Annotated in this window: 23 protein-coding genes and 1 pseudogene; 14 read left to right on the top strand and 10 right to left on the bottom strand. The window is 59.4% G+C overall.

Features of this window, described 5'->3' with window-relative positions; translation table 11 throughout:
- Positions 1-45: 45 nt before the first annotated feature.
- Positions 46-939 (top strand): LysR substrate-binding domain-containing protein, encoded by an 894-nt coding sequence (locus tag GQR96_RS06600; RefSeq protein WP_053810665.1) that lies wholly within the window; start codon positions 46-48, stop codon positions 937-939.
- Here the strand turns inward: GQR96_RS06600 and GQR96_RS06595 are convergent.
- Together GQR96_RS06595 and GQR96_RS06590 are read right to left on the bottom strand one after the other, a co-directional pair.
- The gene (locus GQR96_RS06595; protein WP_322942349.1) at positions 936-1,664 is read right to left on the bottom strand and encodes a mechanosensitive ion channel family protein; all 729 of its coding nucleotides are present in this window, start codon (positions 1,662-1,664) and stop codon (positions 936-938) included. The genes GQR96_RS06600 and GQR96_RS06595 overlap by 4 nt on opposite strands.
- Positions 1,665-1,771: 107 nt before the next feature.
- A pseudogene (locus GQR96_RS06590) lies at positions 1,772-2,192 on the bottom strand (hypothetical protein).
- Between the two features lie 225 nt (positions 2,193-2,417).
- Between GQR96_RS06590 and ivy the strand changes: the two are divergent.
- Complete coding sequence (ivy, locus tag GQR96_RS06585) at positions 2,418-2,864, top strand: Ivy family C-type lysozyme inhibitor (protein ID WP_017899040.1); 447 nt, start codon at positions 2,418-2,420, stop codon at positions 2,862-2,864.
- A gap of 45 nt (positions 2,865-2,909) precedes the next feature.
- On the opposite strand, the gene betT is transcribed toward ivy, so the two are convergent.
- Complete coding sequence (gene betT, locus GQR96_RS06580) at positions 2,910-4,943, bottom strand: choline BCCT transporter BetT (protein WP_004885674.1); 2,034 nt, start codon at positions 4,941-4,943, stop codon at positions 2,910-2,912.
- Between the two features lie 128 nt (positions 4,944-5,071).
- Here betT and betI point away from each other — a divergent pair, with 128 nt between their 5' ends.
- Genes betI through betA form a run of 3 tightly spaced genes read left to right on the top strand, consistent with a single transcriptional unit; the run spans position 5,072 to position 8,823 of the window.
- Entirely contained in the window at positions 5,072-5,659 is a 588-nt protein-coding gene (betI, locus tag GQR96_RS06575; RefSeq protein WP_017899038.1) for a transcriptional regulator BetI, read from the top strand.
- A 13-nt stretch (positions 5,660-5,672) separates the two neighbouring features.
- The gene (betB, locus tag GQR96_RS06570; RefSeq protein ID WP_065905018.1) at positions 5,673-7,145 is read left to right on the top strand and encodes a betaine-aldehyde dehydrogenase; all 1,473 of its coding nucleotides are present in this window, start codon (positions 5,673-5,675) and stop codon (positions 7,143-7,145) included.
- A 13-nt stretch (positions 7,146-7,158) separates the two neighbouring features.
- Positions 7,159-8,823, top strand: coding sequence for a choline dehydrogenase (gene betA, locus GQR96_RS06565; RefSeq protein WP_017899036.1), 1,665 nt, complete (start codon positions 7,159-7,161; stop codon positions 8,821-8,823).
- 63 nt (positions 8,824-8,886) lie between these two features.
- Here betA and GQR96_RS06560 read toward each other — a convergent pair whose 3' ends face one another.
- Positions 8,887-9,243, bottom strand: coding sequence for a hypothetical protein (locus GQR96_RS06560; RefSeq protein ID WP_017899035.1), 357 nt, complete (start codon positions 9,241-9,243; stop codon positions 8,887-8,889).
- Positions 9,244-9,444: 201 nt separating this feature from the next.
- Here GQR96_RS06560 and GQR96_RS06555 point away from each other — a divergent pair, with 201 nt between their 5' ends.
- The 3 genes from GQR96_RS06555 (at position 9,445) to GQR96_RS06545 (ending at position 11,745) form a co-directional block, all read left to right on the top strand.
- On the top strand, positions 9,445-10,113 hold the full coding sequence (locus tag GQR96_RS06555) for a helix-turn-helix transcriptional regulator (protein WP_004885662.1): 669 nt from the start codon (positions 9,445-9,447) through the stop codon (positions 10,111-10,113).
- A complete protein-coding gene (locus GQR96_RS06550; RefSeq protein ID WP_004885659.1) occupies positions 10,103-10,903 on the top strand; it encodes a PhzF family phenazine biosynthesis protein in 801 nt (266 codons plus the stop codon). Before GQR96_RS06555 ends, GQR96_RS06550 begins: the two co-directional genes overlap by 11 nt.
- Positions 10,904-11,526: 623 nt before the next feature.
- Positions 11,527-11,745, top strand: coding sequence for a YgdI/YgdR family lipoprotein (locus GQR96_RS06545; protein WP_004885657.1), 219 nt, complete (start codon positions 11,527-11,529; stop codon positions 11,743-11,745).
- A gap of 53 nt (positions 11,746-11,798) precedes the next feature.
- On the opposite strand, the gene GQR96_RS06540 is transcribed toward GQR96_RS06545, so the two are convergent.
- Positions 11,799-12,494: a GNAT family N-acetyltransferase gene (locus GQR96_RS06540; protein ID WP_053810667.1), complete on the bottom strand. Its 696-nt coding sequence runs from the start codon at positions 12,492-12,494 to the stop codon at positions 11,799-11,801.
- Positions 12,495-12,699: 205 nt separating this feature from the next.
- Between GQR96_RS06540 and GQR96_RS06535 the strand changes: the two genes are divergently transcribed.
- From GQR96_RS06535 to GQR96_RS06515, 5 genes are all read left to right on the top strand, one after another.
- Positions 12,700-14,268 carry an ABC transporter substrate-binding protein gene (locus GQR96_RS06535; protein ID WP_053810668.1) on the top strand — a complete coding sequence of 523 codons (1,569 nt, stop codon included), beginning with the start codon at positions 12,700-12,702 and terminating at the stop codon, positions 14,266-14,268.
- A gap of 120 nt (positions 14,269-14,388) precedes the next feature.
- On the top strand, positions 14,389-15,411 hold the full coding sequence (locus tag GQR96_RS06530) for an ABC transporter permease (RefSeq protein WP_064178052.1): 1,023 nt from the start codon (positions 14,389-14,391) through the stop codon (positions 15,409-15,411).
- Complete coding sequence (locus GQR96_RS06525; protein ID WP_064188094.1) at positions 15,411-16,244, top strand: ABC transporter permease; 834 nt, start codon at positions 15,411-15,413, stop codon at positions 16,242-16,244. The genes GQR96_RS06530 and GQR96_RS06525 overlap by 1 nt, the downstream gene beginning before the upstream one ends.
- Positions 16,237-17,073, top strand: a complete 837-nt coding sequence (locus GQR96_RS06520; RefSeq protein WP_023319923.1) for an ABC transporter ATP-binding protein — start codon at positions 16,237-16,239, stop codon at positions 17,071-17,073. Before GQR96_RS06525 ends, GQR96_RS06520 begins: the two co-directional genes overlap by 8 nt.
- The gene (locus GQR96_RS06515; RefSeq protein WP_049004470.1) at positions 17,060-17,764 is read left to right on the top strand and encodes an ABC transporter ATP-binding protein; all 705 of its coding nucleotides are present in this window, start codon (positions 17,060-17,062) and stop codon (positions 17,762-17,764) included. The genes GQR96_RS06520 and GQR96_RS06515 overlap by 14 nt, the downstream gene beginning before the upstream one ends.
- Positions 17,765-18,539: 775 nt before the next feature.
- On the opposite strand, the gene GQR96_RS06510 is transcribed toward GQR96_RS06515, so the two are convergent.
- Positions 18,540-19,877, bottom strand: a complete 1,338-nt coding sequence (locus GQR96_RS06510) for an aspartate aminotransferase family protein (RefSeq protein WP_049116882.1) — start codon at positions 19,875-19,877, stop codon at positions 18,540-18,542.
- 180 nt (positions 19,878-20,057) lie between these two features.
- Between GQR96_RS06510 and GQR96_RS06505 the strand changes: the two genes are divergently transcribed.
- On the top strand, positions 20,058-20,822 hold the full coding sequence (locus GQR96_RS06505) for an SDR family NAD(P)-dependent oxidoreductase (RefSeq protein WP_004885636.1): 765 nt from the start codon (positions 20,058-20,060) through the stop codon (positions 20,820-20,822).
- Between the two features lie 53 nt (positions 20,823-20,875).
- Here the strand turns inward: GQR96_RS06505 and GQR96_RS06500 are convergent, their stop codons facing one another.
- The 4 genes from GQR96_RS06500 to GQR96_RS06485 are packed head-to-tail and all read right to left on the bottom strand — an operon-like array spanning position 20,876 to position 23,850.
- Entirely contained in the window at positions 20,876-21,637 is a 762-nt protein-coding gene (locus GQR96_RS06500) for an amino acid ABC transporter ATP-binding protein (protein WP_004885633.1), read from the bottom strand.
- Entirely contained in the window at positions 21,630-22,295 is a 666-nt protein-coding gene (locus GQR96_RS06495; protein WP_017899028.1) for an amino acid ABC transporter permease, read from the bottom strand. The genes GQR96_RS06500 and GQR96_RS06495 overlap by 8 nt, the downstream gene beginning before the upstream one ends.
- A 14-nt stretch (positions 22,296-22,309) precedes the next feature.
- Positions 22,310-22,951, bottom strand: a complete 642-nt coding sequence (locus GQR96_RS06490) for an amino acid ABC transporter permease (protein WP_002893187.1) — start codon at positions 22,949-22,951, stop codon at positions 22,310-22,312.
- Positions 22,952-22,998: 47 nt separating this feature from the next.
- Positions 22,999-23,850 (bottom strand): transporter substrate-binding domain-containing protein, encoded by an 852-nt coding sequence (locus GQR96_RS06485; protein ID WP_023319919.1) that lies wholly within the window; start codon positions 23,848-23,850, stop codon positions 22,999-23,001.
- Between the last annotated feature and the right edge of the window lie 232 nt (positions 23,851-24,082).

The raw sequence follows: 24,082 nt of genomic DNA, 5'->3' as shown, positions 1-24,082 counted from the left end.
CCGGTAGTAACGTTAACGTATCGACTCACTGACTGAGAGATCACCATGGCAGATTTTCCCCCCGTCGCCAGCCTGCGCAGCTTTGAGGCGGTGGCGCGCCTCGGCAGCGTGACGCAGGCCGCCCACGAAATGAGCGTGACCCATTCGGCGGTCAGCCAGCACATCAAACAGCTGGAAGCCCTGGTCGGCGTCTCACTGTTTGTCCGCCACGGGCGCGGGGTGCGCATCACGGAAGAGGGGCGGCTCTATGCCCTGCAAATCCGCGAGGCGTTACAGCACATCGCCGACGCCACGCGGATGGTGCAGATCAAACCCCGCACCATGGAACTGACCCTGGCGACCCTCCCCTCCTTTGGCTGCCACTGGCTGCTGCCGCGGCTGGAGCGCTTTCAGGCGCGACATCCGCAGATCGCGGTGCGCCTGCTGACCAGCCTGGCGGTAGTCAACCTGCAGCAGGAGGGTATCGATCTGGCCATTCGCATGGGGCAAGGCGACTGGGAGGGGATGGAAAGCCGGCATCTGTTTGCCGATGAACAGCTGGTGGTGGCCGCGCCGCACTATCGCGGCGGCGACCTGCCGACCACCCCGCAGGCGATCGCCGCCAGCGATATCGTTTTTTCCATGGAGTCGTGGCACGCCTGGTGCAGCCAGGCGGGGCTGGAAAAGACCATCGTCCCCGCGGGCCTGCGCCTGAACGACTCCAACCTGGTGCTGGAGGCGGTTCGCCTGGGGGCCGGCGTGGCGCTGGAGCGGCGCTCGCTGGTGGCGGGAGCCATAGCCCGCGGCGAGCTGGTGCAGCTCACCGCCGTCACCGTCCCCTACCCCTGGCACTACTGGCTGACCGTCTCCCCGCAGGCGGAGAACCGGCCGGAAATCGCCCGGTTCATCGCCTGGCTGGAAGAGGAGATCGCCCTCTGGCGCCAGCAGATCAGCGCTTAGCCTTCGGCCGACGGCGGCAGGCCAGCCCGGGCGGCGTGCTCCTGGGAGAGACGCCAGAAATCGTGCCCGGCGGGATACTGATAGAGGCGCAGGGAGAACTGCCCGGCCACCGCGGTAATGTACTCAAATATCGCCGACTGGGTGTTTTCGTAGTCTTTCCACAGCGTCGAGGAGGTGAAGCAGTAAATCTCCAGTGGGATACCCGACGGCGACGGTTTCAGCGTTCTCGCCACAATGTACATCTCCTTAATAATATCCGGCCGCTCGGCAAGATAGTGCATCAGGTAGTGGCGAAACAGAGTCAGGTTGGTCAGGCCGTTATCGACAAACCAGCGGTCCGCCACGCCGCCGGGATCCCGGCCGTCAAGCAACGTGGTCAAAGGCTCATTCACCCCGCGGATGGCCAGCATCGAGGAGAGCATCTCCTGGTCGAGAAAACGCACCGAGTGCTGATCGATGGCGATACTGCGCATGATCCGCCGCGCCCCGGAGGAGAACATCGCCTGCCAGTTGGTATAGGTCTCGGTGAGGAAATTCTTGGTGGGAATACGGGAGATGGTATTGTCCCAGTTGCGGATGGTAATGGTGTGCAGCGCGATATCCGTCACCTCGCCGCTGAGGTTCTTGTCAGGCATTTCAATCCAGTCCCCCAGCTGGAGCACGTCGTTGGACGACAGCTGAACGTTCGCCACCAGCGACAGCAGGGTATGCTGGAACACGATCATCAGCACCGCCGCCACGGCCCCCAGGCTGGAGATAATAATGATCGGCGATTTATTCGACATCACGGCGAGGATCATAATCGCCGCCAGGATGTGAACTAAGATTTTGCCTATCTGGATATAGCCCTTAATGGAATGATTTTTACGTTTGGTTTTTCGCAGATAAGAGCTGTTAACAATATCCAGCATCTCGTTGAAAAACACCGACATAAAAATAAAAAACAAGATCCCGCAGACGGTATTAATCGCCGTCACCAGCGATGCCGGCATCGCCGGCATAAACTGCAGAACGTAATAGACGATAATAACCGGAATGAAATTGGACAGCTTTTCGGCGATGCGTCGATCCTTCTCCAGCGGCACGTCCTGTTTATGGCTACCAAAGAAGACCTTACGCACCACTTTAATCAGCAAGAACTTGCATAAAAGGTGGGCAAATATGCCGGAGAACAGCAGCAGAATAAGGTTAAATCCCACCGCCAGCGCCGGATTACTCTCAATAAACGTCAGTAGATGATTCACATACGCCATGCTTTATCGCCTGAATAACTATGCCATTTCGCTAACTGCTTTATCACAAGGGCATATATTGGAAAAAGTTAATCAATCCGCATCATGGCATATCGCTTAGCGTAACGTCCATGCGCGCACCGCCGCTAATCATTCACGGGATATATGTCAAAGTTTGCATTAATCATTATCTACGCTCACTATAAAGAGGCTTGTTATCAGGACGGAATAAGTCCAGGAGGAAACATGTTTAAAACGCTTACCGCTATTATCGCCTTAGCCGCCTCCGCCAGCGTTATGGCGCAAGGCGACGTCACGCTGAACAGTCTGGCCCACGATAGCGCCACCCGGGCGTCGTTTAACCAGATGGTCAAAGGCCATCAGCTGCCCGCCTGGGTGACCACCGGCGGCACCGGTTCGCCGGCGCAGACGGTGAAGCTGGGCAGCGAATCCTGGCAGGTGTTAAGCGCCTGCAAACCCCACGACTGCGGCCACGAGCGTATCGCGGTGATCTGGTCGGAGAAAAGCAAACAGATGTCAGGCGTTTACTCGGTGGTCGATGAAAAAACCGACCAGGAGAAGCTGACCTGGCTTAACGTCAGCGACGCCCTGTCCATCGATGGCAAAACCGTGCTGTTTGCCGCCCTCAGCGGTAGCCTCGACAACCATCCGGACGCCTTTAACTACCAGTAACCGCCCGTCGCCCCCGTCAGTCTTTCGCCGACGGGGGCTCCCTGGCTAGCCATCCGGGAACATCACGCTGTTCCCCGGCGCTTCCCTGTGCAAATGGATAAAGTTCAGGTGCCGCTCGTACTGGTCGAGAATATCGGTGATCACCTGCTCTTTGCTGTAGTCCATCAGGTCGTTACCCTGGCTGCCCTCCAGCAGGAAGGTCTCCAGCCGGTAATAGGTGGATTTCCCGCTGCGCGCCCGATAGGTAAAGCCCGGCACCGAGTACTGCTGCGGCCAGATCTTGTAGATAAAGTTCTGCTCGTCGCCCATGTGCACCAGCAGGTCGAGGTGGCCAAGGTTCTCGCCCTCTTCCGGCGGCAGGCTCTTCAGTTCCACCGCGGCGCCGCGCAGCCGCAGCTCCTGGGCCACTTCCTCCATCGCCGGGTAGCACACCGTCTCCATCATCTGTTTGGTATAGCGTGTGCCCGGGTAATTCATCAGCCGCGACAGGCGCTTCTTCCAGCTCAGCCGGTCCTGCAAGCCCATCGGGCGCGGGGCGGTGTCGCGGCTGGCGCTGACCCGGCGGTAATCTTCCACTTTCAGGGATTTATACAGTCCGGCCATCACGAAGAAAATCACAAAGCTGAACGGCAGCCCCATGATCACCGTGGTGTTCTGCAGCGCCGAGATGCCGTTGGTCATCAGCATCCCGAGGGTTAGCAGGCCGATAGCTACCGACCAGAAGATGCGCAGCCAGTTCGGGGCGTCGCTGTTAATGTCCTTCAGCTTCGAGGTGAAATTCCCCAGCACCAGCGCGCCGGAGTCGGCGGAGGTGACGTAGAACAGCAGACCGGTAATGGTCGCCACCGAGGCGCTAAAGGTAAACGCCGGATACTGCGCCAGCAGGCTGTAGAAGCCGCGCTCCGGGTGGAGCATCGCCTCCTCGGCAAAGGCCGCGTCGCCGTGGATGATCTCATACAGCGCGCTGTTGCCGAACACCGACAGCCACAGCAGGGTAAAGGTGAACGGAATGATCAGGGTGCCCATCACAAACTGGCGGATGGTGCGCCCGCGCGAAATGCGCGCCAGGAACAGGCCAACGAACGGCGACCAGGCCACCCACCACGCCCAGAAAAAGAGCGTCCAGTTGTTCATCCACTCTACCGGGCGGTCGAAGGCGAAGCTGTTCAACGTCATGCCCATAAAGCGGTTGACGTAGTCGCCGACGTTGAGCACTAACGCATTGAGCAGGAAGGAGGTATCGCCCATGAACAGCACGAACAGGATCAGCCCCAGCGCGAGGGCGACGTTCAGTTCAGAGAGCACGCGGATGCCCTTGTCCACCCCGGAGGTGACCGAGATGGTGGCGATGATCACCGACAGCGCAATCAGGGCCGCTTTCGCCGCCAGCGAGTCCGGAATATCGAACAGCACGCTCAGACCGTAGTTGAGCTGCACCACGCCGATGCCGAGGGTGGTGGCGATGCCGAAGATGGTGCCGATCACCGCCGCGATATCGACGCTGTGACCGATGGGCCCATTGATCCGTTTGCCGAAAATCGGGTACAGCGCCGAGCGGATGGTCAGCGGCAAATTATAACGATAGCTAAAGTATCCCAGCGCCATGCCCATCAGGGCATACATCGACCAGCCGGTTAAGCCATAGTGAAACAGGGTCCACACCATCGCCTGGCGCGCCGCCTCGATGGTCTGCCCCGCCCCTTCCGGCGGCTGCATATATTGCGTCACCGGCTCGGCCACGGAGAAGAACATCAGGTCGATGCCGATCCCGGCGGCGAACAGCATCGCCGCCCAGCTCAGCAAGCTGAACTCGGGCTTGGACTGCTCCGGCCCGAGCTTCACCGATCCGAAGCGCGAGCAGGCAATGCAGACGACGAAGACGATATACAGCGTCGCCGCCAGCAGATAGTACCAGCCGAAGGTTTTCGACACCCAGCCCAGGGTGCGCCCAATCCACTCGGCAGAAAAATCGCGAAAAAAGATCGTCATCAGGGAAAACAACAAAATCAGTCCGGCAGAGGTGTAAAAAACCACCGGATTGATTTTGTCCTTTTCTCTGTTTTGCGAAAGATCTGTCATCCAGTATCCCCACTGTTTTTGTAACTATTAAAATTCAATCACGTAACAATTAAGACACATTTTATATTGAACGTCCAATCAAAAACCGCTTTAATAGTTAACCAACGCTGATGAATGGAGTGGCAAAAATGCCCAAACTGGGGATGCAGCCAATCCGGCGCAGGCAACTGATCGACGCCACGCTGGACGCAATAAATGAAGTCGGAATGCACGACGCGACCATCGCGCAGATCGCCCGGCGGGCGGGCGTGTCGACGGGGATCATCAGTCACTATTTCAAAGACAAAAATGGTCTGCTGGAGGCGACCATGCGCGACATCACCAGCCAGCTACGCGACGCGGTGCTCAACCGTCTGCACGCTCTGCCGGACGGCAGCGCCGGAGAGCGCCTGCAGGCGATAGTCGGCGGCAACTTTGATGAGACGCAGATCAGCAGCGCGGCGATGAAGGCCTGGCTGGCCTTCTGGGCCAGCAGCATGCACCAGCCGATGCTCTACCGCCTGCAGCAGGTGAGCAGCCGCCGCCTGCTGTCGAACCTGGTGTACGAGTTCCGCCGCGAGCTGCCGCGCCAGCAGGCCCAGGAGGCCGGCTACGGGCTGGCGGCGCTGATAGACGGCCTATGGCTGCGCGCCGCCCTGAGCGGCAAACCGCTGGATAAGACGCTGGCGCAGTCGCTGACCAGCCACTTCATCAGCCAGCATTTACCGACCGAATAACCGAGGAGAATTTATGTCCCGAATGGCAGAACAGCAGCTTTATATCCATGGTGGTTATACATCCGCCACCAGCGGTCGCACCTTCGAGACCATTAACCCGGCCAACGGTGAAGTCCTGGCAAGCGTACAGGCTGCCGGACGCGAGGATGTCGACCGCGCCGTCGAGAGCGCGCGGCGTGGGCAAAAAAACTGGGCGGCGATGACCGCCATGGAACGCTCGCGCATTCTGCGTCGCGCCGTCGATATCCTGCGCGAACGGAACGACGAGCTGGCAAAGCTGGAAACCCTCGACACCGGTAAAGCGTATTCCGAAACCTCAACCGTGGATATCGTCACCGGCGCGGACGTGCTGGAGTATTACGCGGGGCTGATCCCGGCGCTGGAAGGCAGTCAGATCCCCCTGCGCGAGACGTCGTTCGTCTACACCCGCCGCGAACCGCTGGGTGTGGTGGCCGGGATTGGCGCATGGAACTACCCGATCCAGATCGCTCTGTGGAAATCCGCCCCGGCGCTGGCCGCCGGCAATGCGATGATTTTCAAGCCGAGCGAAGTGACCCCGCTCACCGCCCTGAAACTTGCGGAAATCTATACCGAAGCGGGTCTGCCGGACGGCGTGTTTAACGTCCTGCCGGGTGTAGGCGCGGAGACCGGCCAGTACCTGACCGAGCATCCGGGTATCGCTAAAGTCTCCTTTACCGGCGGTGTCGCCAGCGGCAAAAAGGTGATGGCCAACGCGGCGGGCTCGTCCCTGAAAGAGGTGACGATGGAGCTGGGCGGCAAATCGCCGCTGATTATTTTCGACGATGCGGATCTCGATCTCGCCGCCGACATCGCCATGATGGCCAACTTCTTCAGCTCCGGCCAGGTGTGCACCAACGGCACCCGGGTGTTCGTCCCCGCGAAGGTTAAGGCGGCGTTTGAGCAGAAAATCGTTGAGCGCGTGGGCCGCATCCGTGCGGGCGATCTGTTCGATGAACGCACCAACTTTGGCCCGCTGGTCAGCTTCCCGCACCGTGACAATGTGCTGCGCTACATCGCCAAAGGCAAAGCAGAAGGCGCGAACCTGCTGTGCGGCGGCGACGTGCTGAAGGGCGAAGGCTTTGACAACGGCGCGTGGGTGGCCCCGACCGTGTTTACCGACTGCAGCGATGAGATGACCATCGTGCGCGAGGAGATCTTCGGCCCGGTGATGTCCATCCTCACCTATGACACCGATGAAGAAGCGATCCGCCGCGCCAACGATACCGACTACGGTCTGGCGGCGGGTATCGTCACGGCCGACCTGAACCGCGCCCACAGCGCCATTCATCAGCTCGAAGCGGGTATCTGCTGGATCAACACCTGGGGGGAATCCCCGGCGGAGATGCCGGTCGGCGGCTATAAGCACTCCGGCATTGGCCGCGAGAACGGCGTGATGACCCTGCAGAGTTACACCCAGGTGAAGTCCATCCAGGTTGAGATGGGTAAATTCCAGTCCATATTTTAACCGGGAGGTTTTTTTGCAATTTGACTACATCATTATTGGCGCCGGCTCCGCCGGCAACGTTCTGGCGACACGACTGACTGAAGATCCAAACACCACCGTCCTGCTGCTGGAAGCCGGCGGCCCGGACTACCGGTTCGATTTCCGCACCCAGATGCCCGCCGCGCTGGCTTATCCGCTGCAGGGCAAGCGCTACAACTGGGCCTACGAGACCGAACCTGAGCCGTACATGAACAATCGCCGCATGGAGTGCGGACGCGGCAAAGGGCTCGGCGGCTCGTCGCTGATCAACGGCATGTGCTACATACGCGGCAACGCCCTGGACCTCGATAACTGGGCCGCCGCGCCAGGGCTGGAACACTGGAGCTATCTCGACTGCCTGCCCTACTACCGGAAAGCGGAAACCCGTGATATCGGGCCCAACGACTACCACGGTGGCGATGGCCCGGTGAGCGTCACCACGCCGAAGCCGGGCAATAATCCGCTCTTCGAGGCGATGGTTGAAGCCGGGGTGCAGGCGGGTTATCCGCGCACCGACGATCTTAACGGTTACCAACAGGAAGGCTTTGGTCCGATGGACCGCACCGTGACGCCGCAGGGCCGTCGCGCCAGCACCGCCCGCGGCTATCTCGACCAGGCGCGCGGTCGCCCCAACCTGACCATCCGCACCCATGCGCTGACCGATCACATTATTTTTGCCGGCAAGCGCGCGGTGGGCGTCGAGTGGCTGGAGGGGGAAAGCACTATCCCGTCAAAAGCGACGGCCAACAAAGAGGTACTGCTGTGCGCCGGGGCGATTGCCTCGCCGCAGATCCTGCAGCGCTCCGGCGTCGGCAACCCCGAGCTGCTCAGGCAGTTCGATATCCCGGTGGTGCACGATCTGCCCGGCGTGGGGGAAAACCTGCAGGACCATCTGGAGATGTATCTGCAATATGAATGCAAAGAGCCGGTGTCGCTCTACCCGGCGCTGCAGTGGTGGAACCAGCCGAAGATCGGCGCCGAGTGGCTGTTCGGCGGCACCGGGATCGGCGCCAGCAACCAGTTCGAAGCGGGCGGTTTTATCCGCAGCCGCGCCGAGTTCGCCTGGCCGAACATTCAGTACCACTTCCTGCCGGTAGCGATTAACTACAATGGCTCCAACGCGGTAAAAGAGCATGGCTTCCAGTGCCACGTCGGTTCGATGCGTTCTCCGAGCCGCGGCCACGTGCGCCTGAAGTCGCGCGACCCGCACGCCCACCCGGCGATCCTGTTTAACTATATGTCCCATGAGCAGGACTGGCAGGAGTTCCGCGACGCCATTCGCATCACCCGGGAGATCATGAACCAGCCGGCGCTGGATAAGTATCGCGGCCGCGAAATCAGCCCGGGTATTGACTGCCAGAGCGATGCCGAGCTGGATGAGTTTGTGCGCAACCACGCCGAGACCGCATTCCACCCATGCGGGACCTGTAAGATGGGTTACGACGAGATGGCGGTGGTCGACGGCGAAGGCCGGGTCCACGGTCTGGAAGGCGTGCGGGTGATCGATGCGTCGATTATGCCGCAGATCATCACCGGCAACCTGAACGCCACCACCATTATGATCGGCGAGAAGATGGCTGACGCCATTCGCGGCCGCCAGCCGCTGCCGCGCAGCACCGCGGCGTATTATGTCGCTGGCGACGCGCCGGTTCGCCGCTAACCGTTTAGGCCACGCTTGTCCTTTCCCGTGCGGAAAGGACACTCCTCACCTTTCCAGCATCCCTTAGCGATCAAGGCACGGCTGAATAATGCTATCGATAGCAGCATTCACCTGTTTTGCACCGGATATCAGGGTGATACTTATCGCCCTCGCCCCAGCCACCTGATACATATCGATCTGGGCGACTCGTGTGCCGTGCTGCGAAATATCAAAGAAGTTTGGCGCATTCTGCTCGGGGATGATGCGCTCAACCTCATAGCCTTGCGGCTTCAGGGCGCTGCGTATGCAGTCATAGCGCCAGTGCAGCCCCAGCCGATCGGGTACCGAATAAGTCTGATAGATGGTTTTGTCGCCGAAGGGGTGAATGACTCCGCAGGCCACCAGCAGAACGGCAATGACTATCAAGCCAAAAATTCTCATTATATTTCCATAACATAAAGACGCACCCGGCATGAGCGCTGACGCTTTGCGCAGCGGAATTTACGCTGCCAGCACTAAAAATTCAACTTTTTGTTGATAATTAAACATTGTGCGTATAACTTAATCCTGTCAGCGTATCTCCCATGGTAAAATAGCGTTCCGGGGTCGCTTCCTGACCACGATTCCAGCAGAGGATCATCCATGACATCAGAGTACACACAGCAGGTTGCACAGATCGCCGGGCCGCTTGAAGCAGCCATGGACGCCATGGCGGGAACGTTATCAGCGAATCAGGAGGTGGTGTTGCATAATCTCACTACCCCAGAACATTCCATTATCAAAATTATTAACGGTCATGTTAGCGGCAGGGGTAATGGCGATCATTTATTAGCCGGCCCGGAAAAAGATACCGGTTTTGCGCTGCTTCTGCAGAAGACGAATAACAACAAGCCGAGAACCATAAGCGACTATAAAACCGTCACCGCTTCAGGAAAAACGCTCAATAGCGCATCGACAATTTATTACAGCGAAGAGGGATATCCGCTTATCGCCTTCTGTATTAATGTCGACCCCTCGCCTTTTGAGCAAATACGCAAGAGCCTTGACGCGCTGCTGCCATCGCCGGCGGAGGCCGCAGAGGCGGTCGATCTTAATTTAGGCGGATTGATCGATCAGTCAATCCAGGAAATCATTGATAAATATTCAGTGCCGGGTAAAAAAATACAAAAAGCGCAGCGTTTGAAAATTGTCGCTGAAATGCATACGAAAGGTATTTTTAAAATGCGCGGGGGCGTGCAGCAGGCGGCTCAGGCCCTGGGGGTAACACGATATACGGTTTATAATGACCTTGAGGTGATGAATGAAAAATAATTCACAGCAGCGCATTCGCTTTTATCAGGTCGATGCTTTCTCAAAAGGCCCCTTTACCGGCAATCCCGCCGCGGTTTGTTTGCTGGAGGCGTGGCCTGAAGATAGCGTGCTGCAGCGCATTGCGACGGAAAACAACCTGTCGGAAACGGCTTTTGTTGTCAGGCAGCCTGACGGTTTCGGATTGCGATGGTTTACCCCAGCCGTCGAGGTCGATCTCTGCGGTCATGCCACGCTGGCTGCGGCCAGCGTGCTGCTCAATCAACAAGCGCGCGATCGGGTGCGTTTTTTCACCCGCAGCGGCGCGCTGGACGTCACGTTGCATGACGGAAAATATACCCTGGATTTTCCGCTGGTTGTTCCGTCACCCATCGCCGCGCCGCAAGGATTGTTCAAGGCGCTGGGACTGGCTGAAGACGCAGGTGAAACCTGGCAAGCCTCCGATATTATTGTCGTCATTGATGACGAAGCGCTGTTGGACGCGCTTAAACCCGACTTTAACGCCTTGAATGCCTTCAACACCCGTGGCGTGGTGGTCACCGCCGCATCACGGACCTTCGATTTTCGTTCTCGCTGGTTCGGTCCGCAGGTGGGAGTCAACGAAGATCCGGTCACCGGTTCGGCACATACTTTTCTGGCGCCGCTGTGGAGTGAGAAACTGGCGAAAAAAACGCTTCATGCCCAGCAAGGTGGTAACCGTAAGGGAGAACTCTTCTGCCACATCAAAGATAACGGACGTGTTGAACTCTCAGGCGAAGCCTGTCTGGTTATTGAAGGTACCTTTATTTTGTAAACCGACGAATCTATAGTTTATTTGCAAAATTATATTAGCTTAATGGCGAATTGTGATTCTCATCATCTTAAATAGGCCTCTTTAATATTTTGGTGAGAATCATTTAATAACGTCATCCGGGGTTTGCCGTTTCCAGCCCCGGAGCATTGATAATAACAGCTATTTTTATCCGTTACGTGCGAAAAGATAATAAGCGTGCTGCCTGCGCAACAGAGTCTGCGGCAGGCATAGCCAGCTTCAGCCATAAAAATGAGATTTTTAATGTTGTGTTAGCCAAAAATGCCTGAACGGGTCTTTGAATGGTTATCACTGGAATCGTTACTTTAACTCTGGGTATTAAATAACAACTAGCAAGTCGTTCATCCCGACAATATTGCCGAGAACTCACCTCTGCCGGTGTCGGAATCGGGAGCACTGACAGGGCTAACAGAGAGAATATTATGTTAACAAAACCAGATGATGAATCTAAGAAAAAGGCCACGCCCCTTGAACGTCGTATAGTGGTTATTACGTTAGTCGCCATGTTAATACTTTATTCGGTGTTAATTATGACCCACTTTCGATAACTGGTTAGTCTGTCATATTCTGCGGCCCACCGTGGCTTTCTTACAACAGGTAGCACAATGAAAAAGTTCGTTGCAGTATTCGGTTTGGCATTATTAACGTTCACCGTTGCGGGGTGTTCCAGCGATTATGTATTAGAGAAAAAAAATGGTGAGATGATTATCACCCACGGAAAACCGGAGGTCGATGACGATACTGGGTTAATCACCTATGAGGATATCGCGGGAAATGAACATGCCATTAACCGGGATCAAATTATTCAGATGATCGAGAAATAGCCTTTGTATGGGCAGGGCTGGCGTGATGCGCTCTGCCCATTCACTTTGCAGAGTTAGCGAAACGCCTCCAGGCGTTTGATCTGCAGCCCGTCGGCAGTAAAGTTTTCCGCCGCCAGCCACGCCCGCAGCGCCGCATCGCGCGCAGGCCACTCGCCGTCGATGATGGACAGCATATCGCTGTCGCGCGTCCGCCCTTTACGCACCAGCCTCTGCCGCAGACGTCCTTCCCAGCTAAAGCCCAGCCGTTCGGCGGCGCGGCGCGAGGCGACATTCATCGAATCGCATTTCCACTCCAGCCGACGATAGCCATGGTCAAAGCCGTTCTTCAGCAGCAGCCAGACCGCTTCGGTACCCAGCGGGGTGTTTTTCATCCGTCGCGACCAGGTGACATGGCCGATCTCAACCGTGCCCATTTCCCGTTCGATCGCCATATAGCTGACGATGCCCACCGCCTGCTCGCTATGGAGGTCAATCACCGCATACGGCACCAGGGCATCATCATTCACCTTGCCCGCGATCCAGTGGGCGGTCGCCGCCACGCTCTCCGGCCGCGTAGACGCCAGCCACGTCCAGTCGCTGTTGTCACCGAGCGCATAGGCGGCAAACAGATCCGCCGCATGACGGTCAACGTCCAGCGGCTCCAGTCGACAAAAACGGCCATTTAACGCCGTCCGTCGCAGGACTCGCGCCCCCTGCCAGCCTGGGACAAGGTCGTTCACCTGCTGGCCAAACTCATTGATTTCCGGCACACCCACCTCCTCGCAATAGACAATGCGTTATAGCAAGAAGCCCGCAGCGGAGAAAGGCGCTTCTGCGCGACCGGCAATAACCTGTCGTTCTTGATTATGCGTTTTTAGCATAAGGATATCCTTATTTTGACTTTACGCCTTTTCGCAAGCGGCCTAACGTAGCGAGGCATAAAAAATTAAAATAACCATTTTTCAGGGATTGCACATGACCAAAAAACTGTTGCCTTTACTGGTACTGACGGCGCTCTCCACCGCCGCGCATGCCGCCACGCCGCCCAACACGCTGGTGGTCGCCCAGGGTCTCGACGATATCGTCAGCCTCGACCCGGCGGAAGCGAACGAACTCTCCAGCATTCAGACGGTCCCCAGCCTCTACCAGCGTCTGGTGCAGCCGGACCGCAACAACCCTGAAAAAATCGTACCGATTCTCGCCGAAAGCTGGCAGGCCGATCCGGCGGCGAAAACCCTGACCATTAAACTGAAGCCGGATGCCAAATTCGCCTCCGGTAATCCGCTTCGCCCGGAAGATGTGATTTTCTCATACACCCGCGCGGTGACGCTGAATAAATCGCCAGCGTTTATTCTCAACGTGCTCGGCTGGCAGCCGGACAACATCGCCAGCCAGCTGAAAAAAGTTGACGATCATACCCTGACGCTGCACTGGACCGCCGACGTCAGCCCGGCGGTGGCGCTGAATATTCTCTCCACCCCCATCGCCTCCATCGTTGATGAAAAACAGGTGGCGCCGAACGCGAAAAATAACGACTTCGGCAACGACTGGCTGAAGATGCACTCGGCGGGCAGCGGGGCCTATAAAATGCGCATCTACCAGCCGCATCAGGCCATCGTGCTGGAGGCCAACGCCAGCTCCCCCACCGGCGCGCCAAAGATCAAAAGCATTATTATTAAAAACGTCCCCGACCCGGCTTCCCGCCGCCTGCTGATCCAGCAGGGGGATGCCGACGTGGCCCGCGACCTCGGCGCTGACCAGATAGCCGCCCTGCAGGATAAACCCGGCGTGAAGGTGCTGAGCATCCCGTCCGCCGAGCAAAACTACCTGGTGTTTAATACCGCCAACACCGCCAACCCCCTGCTGAATAATCCGGCCTTCTGGGAGGCGGCGCGCTGGCTGGTCGATTATGAAGGCATCACCAAAAATCTGCTGAAAGGACAGTACTTTATTCATCAAAGCTTCCTGCCGGCCGGCCTGCCGGGGGCGCTGGAGACCAATCCATTCACCTTCAACCCGCAAAAAGCTAAGGCTATCCTCGATAAAGCGGGCATTAAGGATGCCCACTTCACCCTCGACGTGGAGAACAAACCGCCGTTTATCACCATCGCCCAGTCGCTGCAGGCCAGCTTTGCCCAGGGCGGGGTGAAGGTGGATCTGCTACCCGCCGCCGGCAGCCAGGTCTATGCCCGGGTGCGCGCGAAGCAGCATCAGGCGGCGATCCGCCTGTGGATCCCGGACTACTTTGATGCCCATTCCAACGCCAGCGCCTTTGCATGGAACGATGGTAAATCCAGCACCGTGGCCGGGCTCAACGGCTGGCAGATCCCTGAGCTGAATAAAGCCACCCTCGCCGCGGTGGCGGAGCCGGACCCGGCGAAACGCCTCGACCTGTACAAAACGATGCAGGAAACCCTGCTGCAGCATTCGCCATACGTCTTTATTGACCAGGGGAAAACCCAGATCGTGGTGCGCGACAACGTGAAGGGCTATCAGCAGGGGCTGAACGCCGATATGGTCTGGTACGATAACGTCACCAAGTAAGCGGGTTATGTCACCGGGCATGGCGGCCTCGCCCTGCCCGGATGACCGTTTCACCACCCGGGTCCGGTGGGCGTCGCGCCGCCGGGAACCATGTTGATATACCAGGAATTTCCATTTTCCATGCCATCGTTTTCCACTCATTTTACCCGCCTGCTGCAGGGGCTGTTTACCCTGCTGCTGACGCTGTTCGGGCTGCTGCTGGTCACCTTCGCGCTCTCCGCGCTGTCGCCGGTCGACCGCGTGCTGCAGATCGTCGGCGACCATGCCAGTCAGTCGACTTACGACCAGGTTCGCCATCAGTTGGGTCTCGACCAACCGCTGCCGGTCCAGTTCTGGCACTACCTGGTCAACCTGTCCCATGGCGATCTTGGCATCGCCAGCGCCACCGGCCAGCCGGTGCTTCACGACCTGCTGGCGGTCTTTCCGGCAACCCTTGAGCTGGCGACCCTGGCGCTGATCGTCGGCGCGGTACTGGGCATCGTCGCCGGGGTGCTGTGCGCCCGTTACGCCGGTTCGCCGTGGGATTTGGCGGTGCGCACCTTTACCCTGTTGGGCAACTCGGTGCCCATTTTCTGGCTCGGCCTGCTGATGCTGGCCCTGTTTTACGCCCGGCTACAGTGGGCGCCGGGCCCAGGTCGCCTCGACGATATTTATCAGTACACCGTCGAGCCGCGCAGCGGTTTTGCGCTGATCGACACCTGGCTCTCCGGCGATATGGCGGCGTTTAAAAATGCCATCGGCCATCTGCTGCTGCCGGTGCTGGTGCTGGCCTATTACTCGCTGGCCAGCATCACCCGCCTGACCCGCTCCGCCTGCCTGAGCGAGATGAACAAAGAGTACATTCTGCTGGCGCGGGCCAAAGGGGCTGGTGAGATGACAATTCTGCTGCGCCACGTCCTGCCCAATATCCGCGGCACTCTGCTGACGGTGACCGCCCTCGCCTGGACCTCGATGCTCGAAGGGGCGGTGCTCACCGAAACCGTCTTCTCGTGGCCGGGGATCGGCCGCTACCTCACTACGGCGCTATTCGCGGGGGATACCACGGCGATCATGGGCGGCACGCTGCTGATTGGCGTGAGCTTTGTGCTGATCAATAACCTGACCGACCTGCTGGTGCGGTTAACCGACCCGAGGGTGCGCTGATGCCGACTTATCTGTTTTTACGCCGTCTGCGCCGATCACCCGCCGCCTTCAGCGGCCTGGCCCTGGTGATCCTGCTGGTGCTGACCGCGCTATTCGCCCCGTGGCTGGCGCCGCACGATCCCAACTGGCAGGATGCCGCCGCCCGTCTGCAGGGACCTGGCGCGGGGCACTGGCTCGGCACCGACAGCTACGGCCGTGACCTGCTGTCGCGCCTGCTCTACGGCGCACGTCCGGCGCTGGGTCTGGTGGCGCTGGTAACCGCCATTACCCTGCCCGTCGGGCTGCTGGTGGGTATCCTCTCCGGCTACTATGGCGGGTGGCTGGAGCGAATACTGATGCGGTTTACCGACGTGGTGATGTCGATGCCGCGGTTGATCCTCGCCTTCGCGTTCGTGGCGATGCTCGGCCCGGGGCTGGTCAACGGCGCGCTGGCGTTAGCCCTGACTACCTGGCCGGCCTACGCCCGTCAGGCGCGCAGCGAAATTCAGCGCCTGCGTCATAGCGACTATCTCGCCGCGGCGGAGATGCTGGGCATCCGCGGCTGGCGGCTGCTGGTCGGCCATATTCTGCCGCTATGTCTGCCGTCGGCGATTGTCCGGCTGGCGCTCGATCTGGCGGGTATTATTCTCGCCGCCGCCGGGCTCGGCTTTCTCGGCCTTGGCGCCCGCCCGCCGATGGCGGAGTGGGGAGCGATGATTGCCGACGGGATGCAGGTGATTTTCGACCAGTGGTGGATCGCTGCCATCCCCGGCGCGGCAATCCTGCTCGCCAGCCTGGCGTTTAACCTGCTGGGCGATGGCCTGCGCGATATTCTGGAGCCGCAACATGACTGACATCCGACTGACCGTGCAGGGACTCGCTGTCGACTACCCCACCGCCCGGGTGGTGGACAACGTCAGCTTCACCCTCGGCAACGAGCGGCTGGCGCTGGTGGGCGAATCCGGCTCCGGCAAATCAATGACCGCCCGGGCGCTGATGGGCCTGGTGCGCAAGCCCGGGATAGTGAGCGCCGAACGGCTGGAGGTGCTGGGGCGTGATGTGCTGACCCTTAGCGCCCGCGGCTGGCGCGAGCTGCGCGGCAACGATATCGCTATGGTGCTGCAGGACCCGCGCTATGCGCTGAATCCGGTGCAATCCATTCAGACGCAGCTGGAAGAGGCGTTAACCCTGCATCAGCGTCTCAGCCGCCGCGGGCGCGCCGAGGCGGTCAAAGACGCTATCGCCGCCGTCGGTCTGGATCTCCCGGTCCTCAGCCGCTATCCCGGCGAACTCTCCGGCGGGATGGGGCAGCGGGTAATGATCGCCCTCGCGCTGCTCAATAACCCGAAGGTGCTGATAGCCGACGAGCCGACCTCGGCCCTTGACGCCCGCCTGCGCAACCAGATCCTCGAGCTGCTGGTGGAGCAGTGCGCGCAGCGGCAGATGGCCATGTTACTGATCAGCCACGATCTGCCGTTAGTGGCCGCGCATTGCGATCGCGTGCTGGTGATGTACCAGGGGAGACAGGTCGACGAGATGCCAGCGCGAGCGCTACCGACGGCGACGCACCCTTATACCCGCACCCTGTGGACCTGCCGGCCGAATGCGCATACTTACGGCCAGATGCTGCCGACCCTCGACAGAACTCAGGACTTTACGGAGACGGCCCATGGCGATCGTTAATCTTCAGGATTTACAGGTAACATTCGGCGCGAAGACGGCGGTCTCCGCCGCCAGTTTCCGTGTCGACGCCGGGGAAACCTTCAGCCTGATCGGCGCCTCGGGCTGCGGTAAATCGACGATTTTGCGCGTGCTCGCCGGATTACAGCGCGAATGGCGCGGCAGCGTGGATCTGCTCGGCCAGGCCATTACGCCGGGCGCCCGCTTTCAGGGCGAGCTGCGGCGCAACGTGCAGATGGTATTTCAGGATCCGTATGCTTCGCTGCATCCCAACCATACCCTGTGGCGCACCCTGGCGGAGCCGCTGCAGATCCACGGCATCCGCGACGTTGCCCCGCGGGTGACCACCGCCCTTGAGCAAGTGGGTCTGGCCGCCGACGCCGCGCGCCGCTATCCGCATCAGCTCTCCGGCGGTCAACGGCAGCGCGTGGCCATTGCCCGCGCCCTGCTGCTGCGCCCGCAGATCCTGCTGCTGGATGAGCCGACCTCGGCACTGGATATGTCGGTACAGGCGGAAATCCTCAATCTGCTAAACCGCCTGAAACAGGAGCACGGCATGACCTATCTGCTGGTCAGCCATGATGCCGACGTCATCGCCCATATGTCCGATCGGGCGGCGTTTATGGCGGAGGGCGTGATCCAGCGCTTTTTCGATCGCGACGCGCTGGTCAACGGGGAACACCGAATGAGGTGAAGGCAGCGGATGCGCCGTTGTTTTGTCGGGTGGCGCTTCGCTTACCCGACCTGGGATTCGTGCGACCTGCCGTTAATTTACCCACTTGCGGCGACTGAAACTGCCAGTTTTCCCCCTATCCCTATGTATGAAGGGCCGGAGTGAGGCTCGGTTTTCCCCCTCTCCCTGTGGGAGAGGGCCGGGGTGAGGGCAACAGAGCGCACCCTGTCCCCGCTGCCCGGCGCCTTAGCCCGATGCGCCGTTGCTTTGTCGGGTGGCGCTTCGCTTACCCGACCTGGGATTCGTGCGACCTGCCGTTAATTTATTCACCAGCCTTGCTGAAACTGCCGGTGCTGGCGGCCTCAAAATCGCTGAGACGTTCCCGGAAGGCCGGGGCAGCCCGCATGGATGCGGGCTGAGGGCCGTGTTTTGCAGGGACGCTGCCTCGGCCCGACCCGAAGCCTGCAGGGAAAAGTCGAAGGTACCGCGCAGCGGCGATTTTGCTGGCCGGAGCCCGGGGGTACAGGGGGCGGCGGCGACTGGCCGCCCCCTGTGCGCTCCCTGCGCCATGAATGACATAACGCAGAAGAAATATTGGGAGCGCAATCTGCCCGGAATTAACACAGAAGCTGTAGCCCTGCCAGACGCAGCGCGAACAGGGAAATATTCAGTTGTGACGTTATTTCGCCGGGTGGCGGCTGCGCCTTACCCGGCCTACGGGATCCACACACAGGCTCATACCCCGTAGGCCCGTGCAAACGCAGCGACGCCGGGCAACAGTATCCGGCCCCCTCCCCTACTTCGCCAGGCTGGCAAAGCGGGCGAATACCGCATCAAAAATCGCCAGCCCCTGCGCCACCTGCTCAGCAGTAATGGTGCACGGCGGCACCACGTGAATGCGGTTCTCCACCACAAAGACCAGCAGCCCGGCCTCGGTTAAGGCCCCTTTGATCGCGGCCATGTCGGCGGCGGTCAACGGCGTTTTTTGTTTACGGCTGCTTACCAGCTCCAGCGCCTGGAACAGGCCGCGACCGCGCACCTCGCCGATAATGGCGTGCTTCTCCGCCAGCGCCTCGAGGCCGGGTCGCAGCACCTCATTGCCGATATAGGCCGCGTTCTCAACCACCTTCTCCTCTTTCATCGCGTCGATGGTGGCGACAATCGCCGCCATCGCCAGCGGATGGCCGGAGTAGGTCAGCCCCCCTGCAAAGAAGTGGTCGTCAAAGTAGCGGGCAATCGGCTCGCTAATCAGCACCCCGCCCGCCGGCACGTAGCCGGCGTTAACCCCCTTGGCAAAGGTCACCAGATCCGGCACCACGCCATCCTGTTCGAAGGCGAACCAGCTGCCGGTGCGGCCAAAGCCGGCCATCACCTCATCGAGGATCAGCACGATGCCAAACTCGTCGGCCAGAGCGCGCACGCCCTGCATATAGCCTGCCGGCGGCACGAGGATCCCGGCGGTGCCGGGGATGGACTCCAGCAGGATCGCTGCGATGGACGTCGGCCCCTCGCATTCAATGATCCGCCGCAGATGCGCCAGCGCGCGCTGGCACTCCTCTTCCTCGGTCGCGGCGTTGAACTCGCTGCGGTAAAGGTAGGGGTTGAAGAAGTGTACATGGCCGCGGGAGAACTCATTCGGCACCCGGCGCCAGTCGCCGGTGGCGGCGATCGCGCTGCCGGTGTTGCCATGGTAGGAACGATAGGCCGAGAGCACCTTGTCGCGCCCGGTATAGAGCCGCGCCATGCGAATCGCGTTCTCATTGGCATCCGCCCCGGCGTTGGTGAAGAACACCTTGCTGAAGCCCGCCGGCGCCAGGTCGACGATGCGCTTCGCCGCTTCGCCGCGGGCAAGGTTGGCGGTGGCGGGCGCGATGGTGACCAGGGTCTCCAGCTGCGCCTTCATGGCCGCCAGCACCCGGGGATGTTGATAGCCAATGTTGACGTTCACCAGCTGGCTGCTGAAGTCGAGCCAGGTATTCCCCTCATAATCCCACAGCTCGCAGCCTTGCGCCCCGGCGATGACCAGCGGGTTGAGATTGCCCTGCATCGACCATGAATGAAACACATAGGCGCGATCCAATTGCCGAACTTCGTCATTGCTTACCGCGACCTCGTTGTGAATTGCCAGCTTCATACCCTGCCCTCTCTCATGTCGTAGTGGTTGGCTTCATCATTGGCCGCGGCCGCGCAAATCGGATAGAGCCAGTGCGCGCAAAACGATGTGACACGGTGTCACATCCCCGCCCGTCGTCTGGCCCTGTGCCTTGCCGTCCGGCGTTTTTATAGTGAAGAGACAACCGCACAGGAGAATGAGATGGCAACGAGCAACGTAGTGTTTATCACCGGGGCGACCTCGGGTTTTGGCGAAGCGGCAGCGCAGGTGTTTGCCGACGCGGGCTGGTCGCTGGTGTTGAGCGGGCGCCGCTATCCGCGACTGAAGGCCTTACAGGACAGCCTCGCCGCTAAGGTGCCGGTGCATATTATTGAGCTTGACGTTCGTGACAGCGAGGCAGTGGCTGCCGCCGTGGCGTCGCTGCCCGCCGATTTCGCCGATGTCACCACCCTGATCAACAACGCCGGGCTGGCGCTGTCGCCGCTGCCGGCGCAGGAGGTGGCGCTGGAGGACTGGAAAACGATGATCGACACCAATGTCACCGGTCTGGTGACGGTCACCCACGCCCTGCTGCCGACGCTGATTCGCCATGGCGCCGGAGCGAGCATTATCAATATCGGCTCGATCGCCGGACAGTGGCCCTATCCCGGCAGCCATGTCTATGGCGCCAGCAAGGCCTTCGTGAAACAGTTCAGCTATAACCTGCGCTGCGATCTGCTTGGCACCGGCGTGCGAGTCACCGATCTGGCGCCGGGGATTGCCGAGACCGAATTTACCCTGGTGCGCACTAAGGGCGACCAGGCGGCATCGGATAAGCTCTATCGCGGCACCACGCCGCTGAGCGCGCGCGATATCGCCGAGCAGATGTTTTATATCGCCACGCTGCCGGCGCATATGAACATTAACCGGGTAGAGGTGATGCCGGTGCGTCAGGCGTGGCAGCCGTTCGCCATCGATCGGGATTAAGCGAAGCCCGACGCTTCCCCTGCCGGCGCTGCCGGCAGGGGGGACAGGCCGGTCTAGCGGCTGCTTTGCAGAAACTGCCTGACGCGTTCGGAGTCAGGTTGGGTGAAGAACTTCTCCGGCGGCGCCTTCTCAATCAGCAGCCCCTTCTCCAGAAACACCACCTCATTGGACACCTGGCGGGCAAAATCCATCTCGTGGGTCACCACCACCATGGTGTAGCCCTCGGCGGCAAGGGCTTTCATCACTCCTAACACCTCGTTCACCAGCTCCGGATCCAGCGCCGAGGTCGGTTCATCGAATAGGATGACTTCTGGCGACATCGCCAGCGAACGGGCGATCGCCACCCGCTGCTTCTGCCCGCCGGAGAGGGTGATCGGGTAGACATCGGCTTTGTGCGCCATGCCGACTTTCTCCAGCTGCCGCATAGCCATGGCCTTCGCCTCGTCCCGCTTCATGCCCTTAACGCGCAGCAGCGCCTCACTGACGTTCTGCTGCACGGTCAGATGCGGCCACAGGTTAAAACTCTGAAACACCATCCCCACCCGCTCGCGGATTTTGGCCAGCTGGCGGTGCGACATCGCCCGGCCGCGCTGTTCATCAATCCCCAGCCGCTGACCGCCGATATGAATTTCACCGCGGTCCGGCTGTTCCAGCCAGTTCATACAGCGCAGCAGGGTGGATTTTCCCGACCCGGACGAGCCGAGAATACTCACCACGGTCCCCTTCTCCACCGTCAGGTTAATATCCCGCAGGACTTCCACATTATCGAACTGCTTGGAGACGTTTTTGACGCTTACGGCAATAGACTCAGGCATGGCTCATTCCTCGTTTGGCTCCCCAGGCGGTCAGGCGCTTAATCAGCAGCTCCAGCAGAATGCTGATCGCCCAGTAGAGCCCAATGGCGACGATAAAGGCGTTAAACGGAATAAAGTAGGTCGCCTGGACGCTGTTGGCGGCGGCGGTGATCTCCTGAACGGTAATAATGCTCAGGAAAGCGGTGTCCTTCAGGCAGATAATCAGCTGATTGCCGATCAGCGGTAAGGCGGAAGAGACGATATTGGGTAAAATAATCCACCGAAAAATGGCATAGCGAGAAAAGCCCTGAGCAATCGCCGCTTCAATATACCCGCCGGAAAATACCCGCCGCTGGCTGCGCAATATTTCAAAGAAGTAGGCGCCATGATAAATAATCAGGGCCAATAAACCGGCGGTCCACGGCTCCATGCTAATACCGAGCTGCGGCAGTCCGTAATACAGCAGATAGGCGAGGATCAAAAAAGGGATCGCGCGCATCAGGCTGACAAAGCCAATGATAACCCGGTTAAGGACTTTCTTTTGATATTCACTCAAATAGCACAGCGCAATACCGATAATAAGGGCCGCCAGGGCGGCGGTAATAAACAGTTCGAGGGTCGCGAATAACCCGGCAATAAAGCTATCGCGTACCGACCAGATAACGCCCCACTGATTCATAATACCTCCCGTTGCTAGCGCGCCAGGCGCCTGGCTTTCCGTTCCGCGATCCCCTGCAGTTTCAATAAACAGCCGATGATCGCCACATACAGCAGGCCGGCGGCAAGGATCGGCGACAGCGGCTCGTAGGTGACCGAGGAGATACGGTTGGTCACCCGGGTAAGATCCACCACGCCAATCACGGCGATCGCCGGGCTACCTTTGATCAAAAACGACATCTCATTGACCAGCGCCGGCAGGCTTTCGATCCACATCTGCGGCAGCATGATGTAGCGGAAGTAGGTCCAGCGGCGCATCCCCACCGACTCTGCCGCCTCCCGCTGTTCGCGCGGAAAGGTGCGGAAGGCGTTGCGCCAGATCTCAGCGTTAAACGCCGACGTGTTAAGCGTCAGCGCCACGATGGCAGCCACGTTCTTGTCGAGGTTAATGCCCATCGTGGGCAGCGAAAGAAACAGAAACAGCACCAGCGTCACCAGCGGCGTCGCGCGGGCCAGGCTGATATAGACCACCAGCAGCTGGTCGATAACCGGCAGACGCAGCATCCGCACCAGGGCGATCAGCAGCCCCGCCACCACCCCGAAGGCGATAGCGATGGCCGAAATCCAGAGGGTCGTCCATGCGCCTTCGATTAATAACTGCCAGGAAATTGCATCCATGAGGCCCTCCTTCTCAGCAACAGGCGGCGGTCGCCCGCCGCGAAATATTACAGACCGGCAAGCTTATGAAATTGTTCCGGGCTGGTGATCGCCTCGGTGGGCAGGTTGTCATAGGTTTCGCCGAACCATTTTTTCTGCAGCTCGGCGAGCTTGCCGGTCTCCTTCATGTGGTTCATAAACTTGGTCATATAGGCCAGCAGCTGCGGCGAGTTTTTCGGGATCGGCCACGCCATATAGCCCGGTCCGGAGACGGCCAGCCCTTTGGCGAAGACCTTCGGTTTGGCTTTCGCCAGGTCGTTTACCGAGATAACCACGTTAATCACGTAATCCAGCCGCTTATTCGCCAGGTCGGCGTAGGCTTCCGGATAGGAGGGGTACTCCACCACCGGTCCCAGCTTGCCGCCGGTCTTCTCCAGCATCGCCTTCAGCTCCGGCAAACGCGCCAGCAGCGCGCTGCCTGCCTGCACGCCCACTTTTTTGCCGCTGAGATCGGCAATGGTATTTAGCGAGGTATCGCCAGCGCGTTTGACGAAATAGTGCTGCGCGGAGGCCCATGGTGGGGTGAAATCAAAAACCTTCAGCCGCTCATCGGTAATAACCGCCCCGGTTAAGGCCATATCGTATTGTCCGGTGGAGACAGCCGCTAATAATCCGGTCCACGGTAATATGCTCTGGTCGACATGAAATTTGGCGTATTTACGTAACTCCTCAAGCATATCTTTGTTAAAGCCATCGGCCTGGCCATTATTCATAAAGTTAAACGGCGCATAATCATCTTCCGTCGCCACTTTCAGGGTGCCGGATTTTTCTATTTCCGGCAGATCGGCCGCGACGGCGTGATAAGAAAAAGCAACCGTTAATACAGCGCTCAGACATATTGATGCCAATGATTTTTTCATTATTTCACCCCTGATGGATTGGCCAGACGGGTTCATTCCAGAACGCGAAAAGGTTTATGCAAAATAGAGGCCGGGAGGTTCCGGTCCACGGCGGCTGAATGCGTTTTTAATGTGGGAGCGTTTTGCAATTCCGTATAGAGCCAGATGGGCCGCATCGCTGTGTCAGATGGCGGAAGGGTGGTATGGAATTTGCTGAGCTTAGCGGGTGGTCGCGATGCGTTATTGCCAGAGG

The sequence above is a fragment of the Klebsiella sp. PCX genome, assembly GCF_021869705.1.
Classification (GTDB): Bacteria; Pseudomonadota; Gammaproteobacteria; order Enterobacterales; family Enterobacteriaceae; genus Klebsiella; species Klebsiella quasipneumoniae.
Note: the sequence above shows the minus strand (reverse complement) of the source record. Positions and strands in the feature narration are given on the sequence as shown.